Raw genomic sequence first — 11723 nt, 5'->3', positions numbered from 1 at the left:
CGTCAATAGCCCCCCTTCGCCATGCGCAGCACGCGTGGATCGATCCGCACGAGCGATCGTGAAATCGCATCGATGTTGAGCTGGAAGGACAGGGATTGCGGTTCAAAAAGCAGGCAGAACATGGCACCGCTGCTGCATTCCGGATCGTCTTCAGCGATGGTGACGATCGGCGCCCCGCGCGTTGCGGCGATCAGCCGCCGCGCCGCTGCGGCATCCAGCGCGCCAATATAGAGCGCATCACATTGCGACCAAGGCGGCGAAGCGTCACCTGCCAACGGTAAAAGCGACAGCCGAGTGCCGTCGGAAAGATCGACCTCATCCAGCCTCTCGCCATGCGCGACGGCTCCGGCGAGACACAGCCGCACGGTCGGGCGTTCGGTTGGCCAATGGGTGAATTCCAGGATGGAATCGACCATGCGCGCGACTCCGGCCGCCACACGGTCCGGCCCAGGCCCCAGCGGCATCGCCGCCGGCTTGACCAGCGGCGTCGCCACGGCGGCCACCGGCGCCAACAGCAACAAGCAGAATAACAGATTACGCAATTCTATCATGGCCCCCGGCATGATCGCACGGCGCCAGCCTATAGTTAACCATTCGTAAAAAAACGAGTTAAAACATTACGCAGGCAATTCAAATCCACCTATCGCGAGCGGATCTTCGGAGGTCCGCTCTTTCTCTCCCTGTCCAACAGGGCATGTTTGCGTTCTACCCCATAGGCATATCCGCCCAAGCTACCATCCTGCCGCAACACACGATGGCACGGAATCAATAGGGCAAGCTGGTTATTCCCGCAGGCCGTGCCGGTTGCACGCACGGCACCGGGGCGCCCGATCGCTGCAGCGATCTCACCATAGCTGCGGGTTTCGCCGGGCGGGATCGCCCGCAACGCGGCCCAGACAGCCTGCTGAAAGGCCGTACCGCCAAGATCCATCGGCAGATCCGCCTCGCCAACCGGATCTTCGATCAGCGCTGCCACCGCTTTTGCGCGACGATGCAGACAGGCATCAGCCGGCAGGAACACCGCATTGGGATAAAGACGGCGCAGATCCTCCACACCCTCGTCAAAGCTGATCCTGCACAGGCCGCGCGTGGTCTGCGCGATCAGCAAGGGACCAAGGCTGGTGTCGATCACCACATGACGAATATCGACCCCGCGCCCGCCCTCACGCCAGGCGCTGGGCGTCATCCCCAGATGCCGTTGCGCATCCGCATAGGCGCGACTTGGGGCATTATAACCCGCCTCATATATGGCATCGGTAACGCTGCCGGGGGCTTCAAGCGCAGCCTGCAGCCGCCGGGCACGCAGATCGCGCGCATAGGCAGCCGGCGTCATACCTATCATACGCTTGAAAAGACGATGAAAATGGTGCGGCGCATAGCCGACGTGATCGGCTACCTCCTCCAGCAGAAGCGGCGTGTCAGCCGCGCGGATCAGTCGGATCGCCGCCTCCACCGCCTGCTGGTCGCGCCCGACCTCGTCCGGGCGACAGCGCAGGCAAGCGCGAAAACCCGCCGTCCGCGCCGCTGCGCCATCAGGCAGGAAGATCATGTTCTCGCGCTTCGGATGTCGGGCCGGGCAACTGGGCTTGCAATAGATTCCGGTCGTCAGCACCGCGCCGACGAAGCAACCATCCTGGCGGCGGTCACGTGCCAGAAAGGCCGACCAGCAGGTTTCGGCATCGGGCATTCCGGCCGGAACGGGATCGGGGCGTGTCATCTGGTTCATGGATATGGGATAATCCAAGCGGCTTGGCGAGGCTTCCCGTCGCTTGCGATCAAAAGCACATGATATGCCGCCTCCATTTTTTCCCGATTGCCTAAAGCGGGCCTTCGCATATGTATGCCGCACCTATGGTCGCCATTTTCCGTCGTCTCCGCCCGATCGCCGCGCTGGTCGCATCCCTTGTCCTGTTCAGCCCCGCCCGGGCCGAACAGCAGGATATCACCGCTGCCGCGCGCAGCGTGGTACGGGTCGCGCTGGTCGCGACCAATGGCGCGGACGCCTATTTCGTCGGCCATGGCAGCGGCATCGTGATCGCCCCCGACAAGGTGCTGACCAACGCCCATGTCGTCGAACTCGCGCGCGAGGAGAAGGATCTCGTCATCGGCGTGATCCCGTCGGAGGGCAAGAAAAGCTATGGCGGGCGGATCATCGCCTATTCGCCGGGCAACGACCTGGCCCTGATCCAGCTGGAGGAAGGCAGCCTGCCAGTCGCCACCTTCTTTGCCGGAGCGGTCAATGACGGCCAGCATGTCACCGCCATCGGCTATCCCGGCACCGTCGACCGCGCCCAAGGCCTCAGCCTCAAGCAGATGGTCGAGCCGCTGGGCACGGTGAAGACCAGCGGCAGCGTCTCGTCGGGTCGCTCCAGCCAGACGTTCGATACCATCCTGCACACCGCCCCGCTCGCCGCCGGCAACAGCGGCGGCCCGCTGGTCGACGATTGCGGCCGGGTATTGGGCGTCAACAGCTTCGGTTCGATCTCCGACGGCAACGATGCCGAGTTCGGCTTTGCCGTATCCTGGCGCGAGGTTGCCTCCTTCCTGCGCCAGGCCGGCGTTCCCTCGCTGCACACCGTCGTAGCCTGCCGCACCATGGCCGAAGCCGACGCCGCCGACGCCTCGATCGCCCAGCGCGAATCGCAGCTAACCGAACAGAATGACCGCGCCGCCGCAGACAAGCGCGAACAGGCACTGCAGCAGGCCCGTGACACGGCAGAGCGCGACGTCATTTCCGGGCGCGAAAATGCGATGGCGGGCGCCGCCGTGCTGTTGGCCCTCGCGGTGCTGGGCCTGGGCGCTGGCGGCCTGTACTACAATCAGGGCCGTGAAAAGCGGGCGACCTGGTTCATCGCCGGCGGCGGCATGCTACTGCTGGGGGCGCTCGGCCTGTTCGTCTTCAAACCCAGCTTTGCCAGCATCGACGAGCGGGTGAAGCTGCCCGACGACCAGAGCGTGGTCAGCAACAAGGCCTTTGCCTGGACCGGCGACAATATCTGCCGGATCGACCTCGACCGCAGCCGCCTGACCGTATCCCAGCCCGCCGATGTGGGTCTCAACTGGGCTGAGGGGGGCTGCGTCAATGGCGACACCCAATATCAGGCGACCGGCACGACCTGGCAGCGCGCGAGCGTGCCTGCAGAAGGCAATTATGTCAGCCGCAGCGATTTCGATCCGGCTACCGGCCTGCTGCGGGTGCAGCGCTGGCTGCCCGACGGCGCCACGATGGATAAGGCGCGCGGGCTGCTGACGGATGGCCCGATCAAGGGATGCAGCAGTGATTCCACGGTGTTGACCAAGATCGCGACCCTGCAACAGGAGCTATCGACCCTACTGCCGGGCCAGCCAAATGAACGGCTCGTCTATCATTGCCAAAAAGGACGGCTTGCCCCTACAGACCCCGCTCCCTAGCCTGTCAGTTTTCCCGAAAAACTCAGTCAAATTAGCCTGATTTCGTCGATGCGATGGAATCGTGTCACATGACTTGCATAGTCATATTGGCACTGCTAACCGGCCCGACAACAGGGGACGGTTATTACTGCTCCCCCTCTTTTTGCATGACCGGCAAATCAAGTTGGAGGACGGTAAGCGCGTGGAGACTACCGGCGGTATACAGGCCAGCCTCAGCGGCCGCTATGCGGTGGCGCTGTTCGATCTGGCCCGCGACGGCAAGACGCTCGACACCGTCGCAGCGAGCCTCGCGGCAATCAAGGCGGCGATCGCAGAATCGTCTGATTTCAAGGGCCTGATCAACAGCCCCGTACTCAGCCGCGATGCAGCGGGTAAGACGATCGCGGCGGTTGCATCCGCCATGTCGATCGATCCGCTGACGACGAATTTCCTGGGCGTGCTCGCCCAGAACCGTCGCCTGTCGCAGTTGCCCGCAGTCATCCGCGCCTATGAAACGCTGTTGTCGAATCACAAGGGCGAGGCCCGCGCCGAAGTGACGAGCGCGCATCCGCTCACCAAGACTCAGATCACCGCTCTGCAGAAGAGCCTGAAGGCCCGTGTCGGTCGCGATGTCGCGGTCGATACCAAGGTCGATCCCGCGATCCTGGGCGGGCTGGTCGTCAAGATCGGCAGCCAGATGATCGATTCCTCCATTCGTACCCGTTTGAATAGTCTCGCCCTGGCGATGAAAGGCTGAACATGGATATCAACGCCGCAGAAATTTCGAAGGTCATCAAGGACCAGATCGCCAATTTCGGCACCGAAGCGCAGGTCAGCGAAGTCGGTTCCGTTCTGACCGTGGGTGACGGCATCGCCCGCGTCCATGGCCTCGACAACGTCCAGGCGGGCGAAATGGTCGAGTTCGCCAATGGCGTTCAGGGCATGGCGCTCAACCTGGAAGCCGACAATGTCGGCATCGTGATCTTCGGCTCGGACGCCGAGATCAAGGAAGGCGACACCGTCAAGCGCACCGGCACCATCGTCGACGTCCCCGTCGGCAAGGGCCTGCTGGGCCGCGTGGTCGACGGTCTGGGCAACCCGATCGACGGCAAGGGTCCGATCGTTGCCGAACAGCGCATGCGCGTGGAAAAGAAGGCGCCGGGCATCATCCCGCGCACCTCGGTGCACGAGCCCGTGCAGACCGGCCTGAAGGCGATCGACACCCTGGTTCCCGTCGGCCGTGGCCAGCGCGAACTGATCATCGGCGATCGCCAGACCGGCAAGACCGCCGTCGCGATCGACACCTTCATCAACCAGAAGACCGCCAACGCCGGTGATGACGAGAGCAAGAAGCTCTACTGCATCTACGTTGCCGTCGGTCAGAAGCGCTCGACCGTCGCCCAGATCGTCAAGCAGCTCGAAGAAAATGGCGCGATGGAATATTCCATCGTCATCGCCGCGACCGCTTCGGAACCCGCGCCGCTCCAGTATCTCGCCCCTTATACCGGCGTGACCATGGGCGAATATTTCCGCGACAACGGCATGCACGCCGTCATCGTCTATGACGATCTGTCGAAGCAGGCCGTGGCCTATCGCCAGATGTCGCTGCTGCTGCGTCGTCCTCCGGGCCGTGAAGCCTATCCGGGTGACGTCTTCTATCTCCACAGCCGCCTGCTGGAACGCGCTGCGAAGATGAACAAGGAAAATGGCTCGGGCTCGCTCACCGCGCTGCCGATCATCGAGACGCAGGCTGGCGACGTGTCGGCCTATATCCCGACCAACGTGATCTCGATCACCGACGGCCAGATCTTCCTCGAAACCAACCTCTTCTACCAGGGCATCCGTCCGGCCATCAACGTCGGCCTGTCGGTGTCGCGCGTCGGCTCGGCCGCGCAGACCAAGGCGATGAAGAAGGTTTCGGGCTCGATCAAGCTGGAGCTGGCCCAGTATCGCGAAATGGCGGCCTTCGCCCAGTTCGGTTCGGACCTCGACGCATCGACCCAGAAGCTGCTCAACCGCGGCGCGCGCCTCACTGAACTGCTCAAGCAGGGTCAGTTCTCGCCGCTGCCGTTCGAAGAGCAGACCGCGTCGATCTTCGCCGGCACCAACGGCTATCTGGACGCGATCCCGGTCAAGGACGTGACCCGTTACGAAGAGCTGATGCTCGCCTATCTGCGCCACGATCACCCCGAAGTGCTGACCGCGATCCGCGACAGCAAGGATCTGGGCGACGATGCCAAGGGCAAGCTGAAGGCTGCGCTCGACGCATTCGGCAAGACCTTCGCCTAAAGGTAGATGCTCACCGCCCATTCCCTTCTTGCCTGGACCGTGATGTCGATCGGTCTGGTGCTGCTGCCGGGGCCGGACACCATGTTGGTGGCCGGCCACGCGGCACGCCGTGGGTTCAAGGCGGGCATGGCGGCGATCGGCGGCATTCAGCTGGGCGGCCTGTTCTACATGCTGCTGTGCGGCTTCGGCTTTCTCAGCGTGCTGAACGCGGTGCCGGGGCTGTTCCTGGGCGTGAAGATTGCCGGTGCGCTCTACCTCGCCTGGATGGGCTTCGGCCTGCTGCGTGGCGCGCTCAAGCCAGCCTCGACGTCGGAAACGCCCAAGGTCCGGATCGGCGGGTCGCCCTTCATGCAGGGTTTCATCAGCACCGTGCTGAACCCGAAGGTCGCGATCTTCTTCCTAGCCGCGCTGCCGCAGTTCGTCGGCACCGGCCCGGACGCCCCCTGGCAGGGCATGCTGCTGATCGCGATCGTCTATGTGCTGGGCTTTTTCTGGTGCGCCCTGCTCGCGCTGCTGGCGACCAAGGCCGGCCGCACAGTGGGTCAGAGCAGCGCGATGCGCTGGTTCGAGGGCGCCATGGGCGTCGGTTTCTTTGGTCTCGCGGGCCGTCTGGCCCTTGCTCGGAATATTTGAACTATGGCTAGCCTCAAAGAACTGAAGCTGCGCATCGGGTCGGTGAAATCGACCCAGAAGATCACCAAGGCGAAGCAGATGGTCGCCGCCGCAAAGCTGCGCAAGGCGCAGGCTGCGGCCGAAGCTGCCCGCCCTTATAGCGAGCGACTGGAAGCGGTCGTCGCCAGCCTGGCGACCAAGATCGCCGGCGGATCGGGCGAAGGCGCCTCGCCGCTGCTCGCTGGCACCGGCAAGGACGAAGTCCATCTGCTGGTCGTCGCCAATTCCGATCGCGGCCTTGCTGGCGCGTTCAACGCCAATATCGTGAAGGCCGCGCTGGCCAAGGCCCGCGCGCTGGAACTGGATGGCAAGAAGGTGCTGTTCTACCTGATCGGCCGCAAGGGTCGTCCGGTCATCAACCGCACCTATCCGGGCAAGATCGTCGCCAATTACGACACCACCGGTGCCAAGGAGCCGGGCTTCGCGCAGGCCCAGGCAGTGGCGCAGGAACTCAGCCAGATGTTCCTCGACGGCAAGTTCGACGTTGCGCACCTCTTCTATTCCCGCTTCAAGTCGGCACTCGCGCAGATCCCGACCGAGCAGCAGATCATTCCGGTCAAGATCCCCGAGGATGCCGACCGCAATGCCATCGCCGCGACGGTGGAATATGAGCCGAGCGAGGAAGCGATCCTCGACGACCTGCTGCCGCGCAACGTGACGGTGCAGCTCTTCAAGGCGCTGCTGGAAAACAACGCGTCCGAACAGGGCGCGTCGATGACCGCGATGGACAATGCGACCCGCAATGCCGGCGACCTCATCAACAAGCTGACGATCCAGTATAACCGCAGCCGCCAGGCCGCGATCACCACCGAACTCGTCGAAATCATCTCGGGCGCCGAAGCCCTCTAAGGACAAGCAGGCAAGGACATAGTCATGGCAACCACCAACAATGTAGGCCGCATTTCGCAGGTCATCGGCGCCGTCGTCGACGTGACCTTCCCCGATGCGCTTCCGGCGATCCTTTCGGCGCTGGAAACCAGCAACAACGGCCAGCGCCTGGTGCTGGAAGTCGCCCAGCATCTGGGTGAAAACACCGTCCGCACCATCGCGATGGACTCGACCGAGGGCCTGACCCGCGGCCAGGAAGTCACCGACACCGGCGCACAGATCAGCGTTCCCGTCGGTCCGGCCACGCTCGGCCGCATCCTGAACGTCGTCGGCGAGCCGATCGACGAGCGCGGCCCGGTCGCCACCGACCTGCGGTCGCCGATCCACGCCAAGGCTCCGCTGTTCGTCGACCAGTCGACCGAAAGCTCGATCCTGGTCACCGGCATCAAGGTCATCGACCTTCTCGCCCCCTACGCAAAGGGCGGCAAGATCGGCCTGTTCGGCGGCGCGGGCGTCGGCAAGACCGTTCTCATCCAGGAACTGATCAACAACATCGCCAAGGGCCATGGCGGCACATCGGTCTTCGCGGGCGTTGGCGAACGCACCCGTGAAGGTAACGATCTGTACCACGAATTCCTCGACGCCAACGTGATCGCCAAGGATGCCGACGGCAACGCGATCAGCGAAGGCTCGAAGGTTGCGCTCGTTTATGGCCAGATGAACGAACCCCCGGGCGCCCGTGCCCGCGTCGCCCTGTCGGGCCTGACGATCGCCGAATATTTCCGCGACGTCGAGAACCAGGACGTGTTGTTCTTCGTCGACAACATCTTCCGCTTCACGCAGGCGGGCGCAGAAGTGTCGGCTCTGCTGGGCCGTATTCCTTCGGCGGTGGGCTATCAGCCGACCCTGGCGACCGACATGGGCGCGCTGCAGGAACGCATCACCTCGACCAACAAGGGGTCGATCACCTCGGTTCAGGCCGTGTATGTTCCCGCGGACGATCTTACCGATCCGGCGCCGGCGACCTCGTTCGCGCATCTTGATGCCACGACCGTTCTCAACCGCGCGATTTCGGAACTGGGCATCTATCCGGCGGTCGATCCGCTCGACTCCACCAGCCGCGTGCTGGAGCCGCGCACCGTTGGCCAGGAACATTATGACACCGCCCGCGCGGTGCAGTCGATCTTGCAGAAGTACAAGTCGCTGCAGGACATCATCGCGATCCTGGGCATGGACGAGCTGTCGGAAGAGGACAAGGTGACCGTCGCCCGCGCACGCAAGATCCAGAAGTTCCTGTCGCAGCCCTTCCACGTCGCCGAAGTCTTCACCGGCATCTCGGGCAAGTTCGTCCAGATCGAAGACACGGTGAAGTCGTTCAAGGCGGTGGTCGATGGCGAATATGACCATCTGCCCGAAAACGCCTTCTACATGGTCGGCGGCATCGACGAAGCCATCGAAAAGGCGAAGAAGCTGGCTGCCGAAGCAGCCTAAGCTCTAACCCCATATACCCCTCCCCGCCTTGGGGAGGGGGCATAGGACATAAAAATGGCACTGCATTTCGAACTCGTGACCCCTGAAAAGCTCGTCCGCTCGGAAGAGGTCTATCAGGTCGTCGTTCCCGGCACCGATGGCGACTTCGGCGTGCTGGAAGGCCATGCGCCCTTCATGTCGACCGTACGCGACGGCGCGATCCAGATCTTCGCCAGCGCCGGCGCCGCACCAGAAATCATTCCGGTCGAGGGCGGCTTTGCCGAAGTCAATGAAAAGGGTCTGACCGTCCTCGCCGAAAAGGCGGGCTAAGGTCTTGACCGATAACGGAGCGGCCTGAGGGCTTGCACCGTGCAGAGAACAAAGGGGCGCGATATGCGCCCCTTTTTTTTGGGCCTTCGCCTTACCAGACCAACCATCCGATCGATCTCGACCTGCTGTGGCTCGCGCGGTTCCCGGCGGCATTAGCCATTTGTCAAAGTTTCCAGCTTATTCACCTTGCTCAGCCTTATTGAATGGGCCTCTTCAGGGGTGGCTGGCCCGATCGGGAAATTCTGGCGGAGAGCTATGAGCGCATTTGGACGGAAAAATGGACCTGCCGGCATCAAGCCAGGCTTTGGCGTCGCCCGCCCGATGCACGCGGCAGGCGGTGCATCACGCGAGGAACAGCCGCGCGGCGGCGAGCAGTTCCCCCCGCTTGATCTGGCCGCTCTTCCCGGCGAGGCAGCGCTGGACCCACTGTCCGCGCCCACCAGCCAGATGCAGCGCAATGCCGACGCGATGTCACGCCTGTCGGAACGCGCCAATGCCGAACATGTCCCCGACGCCGGCCCACAGGGTTTCGAGGCATCGGTCCACAAGATCAAGGAGCAGGTGCTTCCCCGCTTGCTTGAGCGCGTCGACCCCGAAGCCGCCGCGACCCTGACCAAGGATGAACTGGCCGAGGAATTCCGGCCGATCATCATGGAAGTGTTGGCGGAACTGAAGCTGACCCTGAACCGGCGCGAACAGTTCGCGCTGGAAAAGGTGCTGGTCGACGAACTGCTGGGCCTCGGCCCGCTGGAGGAACTTCTGTCGGACCCGGATATCACCGATATCATGGTCAACGGTCCCGAGCAGACCTATGTCGAAAAAAAGGGCAAGCTCCAGATCGCACCGATCAAGTTCCGTGACGAGGATCATCTGTTCCAGATCGCGCAGCGGATCGTCAGCAAGGTCGGTCGCCGGGTCGATCAGACCACCCCGCTCGCCGACGCTCGCCTGCCGGACGGTTCGCGCGTCAACGTCATCGTGCCGCCATTGTCGTTGCGTGGCACCGCCATCTCGATTCGTAAATTCTCGGCCAAGCCGATCACCATCGACATGCTCGCCCAATGGGGCGCGATGAGCCAGAAGATGGCGACCGCGCTGAAGATCGCCGGCGCCTGCCGTTTCAACATCGTCATCTCGGGCGGTACCGGTTCGGGCAAGACAACGATGCTCAACGCCTTGTCGAAGATGATCGACCCGGGCGAACGCGTGTTGACGATCGAGGACGCCGCCGAACTGCGGCTGCAGCAGCCACACTGGCTGCCGCTGGAAACCCGCCCGCCCAACCTGGAAGGCCAGGGCGCGATTACCATCGGCGACCTCGTCAAGAACGCCCTGCGTATGCGTCCCGACCGCATCATCCTGGGCGAAATTCGCGGCGCGGAGTGCTTCGACCTGCTCGCCGCGATGAACACCGGCCATGACGGCTCCATGTGTACGCTCCACAGCAACTCGCCCCGCGAGTGCCTGGGTCGTATGGAAAACATGATCCTGATGGGCGACATCAAAATCCCCAAGGAAGCGATTTCCAAGCAGATCGCCGATTCGGTCGACCTGATCGTCCAGGTGAAGCGCCTGCGTGACGGTTCGCGTCGCATCACCAACGTGACCGAGGTGATCGGCATGGAAGGCGACGTCATCGTGACCCAGGAACTGTTCAAGTTCGAATATCATGACGAGGATGACAGCGGTAAGATCATCGGCGAATATCGCTCGATGGGCCTGCGCCCCTATACGCTGGACAAGGCGCGCATGTTCGGCTTCGATCAGCCCTTCCTGGAAGCCTGCCTCTAAAGGCCTGCTGTAACTTATTGTGGCTGGCGGAGGATTTGTCCTTCGCCAGCCCTTGCGCCCGTTCTGACTCGGCGGCACATCTCCCTCTCCTGAAAAGAGAGGATCCCCGATGAACCGTCTCGCCCTGTTCGCCGCCACCGCGCTCCTGCCGCTCGGCGCTGCCGTCGCCCAGCATGCCGACCATGGTGCCCAAGCTGCCGATCCGTTGGCTAGCGCTATCGCCGCACCCAGCCGCACGCCGACCAATGTCGCACGCGACAAGTATCGCCATCCGCAGCAGACGCTGTCCTTCTTCGGCGTAACGCCGACACAGACAGTCGTCGAATGGGCGCCGAGCGGTGGCTGGTACACCGAGATTCTCGCGCCGCTGCTGCGCGACAACGGCAGCTTCTACGCGCTGCAGCCGACCGGCCGCTATCTCGACGGCTACAAGAAGTTCCTGGCCGAAAAGCCGCAGGCCTATGACAAGGTGAAGCTGGTCGCCTATCCCGAGGAGGCGGCCACCATTCCGGCGAACAGCGTCGACACCGTGCTGACTTTCCGCAATGTCCACAATATGGTCATGGGCGGCAGCGAGGACGCGACCTTCAAGGCCTTTTTCGCCATGCTGAAGCCCGGCGGCACGCTGGGCGTGGTCGACCATCGCCTGCCCGAGGATCGCGACACCGCGCTCGAAAAGAGCAGTGGCTACCTCAAGGTCTCGACCATCCGCCGGATCGCCGAGGGCGCGGGATTCGAATATGTCGGCGCATCGGAAGTGAACGCCAATCCCAAGGACACGGCAGACTGGGCCAAGGGCGTCTGGACCCTTCCGCCGACTTTGCGTGACGGCGAAGTTGACAGGGCAAAGTACCTCGCGATCGGCGAAAGCGACCGCATGACGCTGAAGTTCCGCAAACCCCGTTAGTCTCCAATGACCTTGCCCGGTTGCGCCATGGCGTAACCGGGCTAAG

At 63.2% G+C, this 11723-nt stretch carries 11 protein-coding genes; 9 read left to right on the top strand and 2 right to left on the bottom strand.

From position 1 onward, the window contains the following. Positions 1–2 precede the first annotated feature (2 nt). Both PMI04_RS06160 and ada read right to left on the bottom strand, forming a co-directional pair. Positions 3–551 (bottom strand): YfiR family protein, encoded by a 549-nt coding sequence (locus tag PMI04_RS06160; RefSeq protein ID WP_238535912.1) that lies wholly within the window; start codon positions 549–551, stop codon positions 3–5. An 89-nt stretch (positions 552–640) separates the two neighbouring features. Then, a complete protein-coding gene (gene ada / locus PMI04_RS06155) occupies positions 641–1726 on the bottom strand; it encodes a bifunctional DNA-binding transcriptional regulator/O6-methylguanine-DNA methyltransferase Ada (RefSeq protein WP_007709610.1) in 1086 nt (361 codons plus the stop codon). A gap of 125 nt (positions 1727–1851) precedes the next feature. Here ada and PMI04_RS06150 point away from each other — a divergent pair, with 125 nt between their 5' ends. The 9 genes from PMI04_RS06150 to PMI04_RS06110 all read left to right on the top strand — a co-directional run bounded on the left by PMI04_RS06150 (position 1852) and on the right by PMI04_RS06110 (position 11677). After that, the gene (locus tag PMI04_RS06150) at positions 1852–3411 is read left to right on the top strand and encodes a serine protease (RefSeq protein WP_037486424.1); all 1560 of its coding nucleotides are present in this window, start codon (positions 1852–1854) and stop codon (positions 3409–3411) included. Between the two features lie 181 nt (positions 3412–3592). Continuing rightward, positions 3593–4147, top strand: coding sequence for a F0F1 ATP synthase subunit delta (locus PMI04_RS06145; RefSeq protein ID WP_007709606.1), 555 nt, complete (start codon positions 3593–3595; stop codon positions 4145–4147). A gap of 2 nt (positions 4148–4149) precedes the next feature. After that, positions 4150–5679, top strand: coding sequence for a F0F1 ATP synthase subunit alpha (gene atpA / locus PMI04_RS06140; RefSeq protein WP_007709603.1), 1530 nt, complete (start codon positions 4150–4152; stop codon positions 5677–5679). 6 nt (positions 5680–5685) lie between these two features. After that, entirely contained in the window at positions 5686–6312 is a 627-nt protein-coding gene (locus tag PMI04_RS06135) for a LysE family translocator (protein WP_193378301.1), read from the top strand. Between the two features lie 3 nt (positions 6313–6315). After that, positions 6316–7200 (top strand): F0F1 ATP synthase subunit gamma, encoded by an 885-nt coding sequence (locus PMI04_RS06130; RefSeq protein WP_007709600.1) that lies wholly within the window; start codon positions 6316–6318, stop codon positions 7198–7200. A 24-nt stretch (positions 7201–7224) separates the two neighbouring features. After that, positions 7225–8670 carry a F0F1 ATP synthase subunit beta gene (atpD, locus tag PMI04_RS06125; protein ID WP_007709598.1) on the top strand — a complete coding sequence of 482 codons (1446 nt, stop codon included), beginning with the start codon at positions 7225–7227 and terminating at the stop codon, positions 8668–8670. 54 nt (positions 8671–8724) lie between these two features. Beyond that, on the top strand, positions 8725–8979 hold the full coding sequence (locus PMI04_RS06120) for an ATP synthase F1 subunit epsilon (RefSeq protein ID WP_004210764.1): 255 nt from the start codon (positions 8725–8727) through the stop codon (positions 8977–8979). 255 nt (positions 8980–9234) lie between these two features. Next, on the top strand, positions 9235–10770 hold the full coding sequence (locus PMI04_RS06115; RefSeq protein WP_007709595.1) for a CpaF family protein: 1536 nt from the start codon (positions 9235–9237) through the stop codon (positions 10768–10770). A gap of 109 nt (positions 10771–10879) precedes the next feature. Further along, positions 10880–11677 (top strand): class I SAM-dependent methyltransferase, encoded by a 798-nt coding sequence (locus tag PMI04_RS06110; RefSeq protein WP_007709594.1) that lies wholly within the window; start codon positions 10880–10882, stop codon positions 11675–11677. The last annotated feature ends 46 nt before the right edge of the window (positions 11678–11723 follow it).

Source organism: Sphingobium sp. AP49, assembly GCF_000281715.2.
Lineage (GTDB): Bacteria > Pseudomonadota > Alphaproteobacteria > Sphingomonadales > Sphingomonadaceae > Sphingobium.
The sequence above is the reverse complement of the archived record's forward strand: the minus strand, read 5'-3'. Positions and strand labels throughout refer to the sequence as shown.

Bases quoted from the DNA above. Each gene is read 5' to 3' on its own strand.
- PMI04_RS06150 (WP_037486424.1), top strand. From the start codon at position 1,852: ATGGTCGCCATTTTCCGTCGTCTCCGCCCGATCGCCGCGCTGGTCGCA.
- ada (WP_007709610.1), bottom strand. From the start codon at position 1,726: ATGAACCAGATGACACGCCCCGATCCCGTTCCGGCCGGAATGCCCGAT.
- atpA (WP_007709603.1), top strand. From the start codon at position 4,150: ATGGATATCAACGCCGCAGAAATTTCGAAGGTCATCAAGGACCAGATC.
- PMI04_RS06120 (WP_004210764.1), top strand. From the start codon at position 8,725: ATGGCACTGCATTTCGAACTCGTGACCCCTGAAAAGCTCGTCCGCTCG.
- PMI04_RS06110 (WP_007709594.1), top strand. From the start codon at position 10,880: ATGAACCGTCTCGCCCTGTTCGCCGCCACCGCGCTCCTGCCGCTCGGC.
- PMI04_RS06160 (WP_238535912.1), bottom strand. From the start codon at position 551: ATGATAGAATTGCGTAATCTGTTATTCTGCTTGTTGCTGTTGGCGCCG.
- PMI04_RS06115 (WP_007709595.1), top strand. From the start codon at position 9,235: ATGAGCGCATTTGGACGGAAAAATGGACCTGCCGGCATCAAGCCAGGC.
- PMI04_RS06130 (WP_007709600.1), top strand. From the start codon at position 6,316: ATGGCTAGCCTCAAAGAACTGAAGCTGCGCATCGGGTCGGTGAAATCG.
- atpD (WP_007709598.1), top strand. From the start codon at position 7,225: ATGGCAACCACCAACAATGTAGGCCGCATTTCGCAGGTCATCGGCGCC.
- PMI04_RS06135 (WP_193378301.1), top strand. From the start codon at position 5,686: ATGCTCACCGCCCATTCCCTTCTTGCCTGGACCGTGATGTCGATCGGT.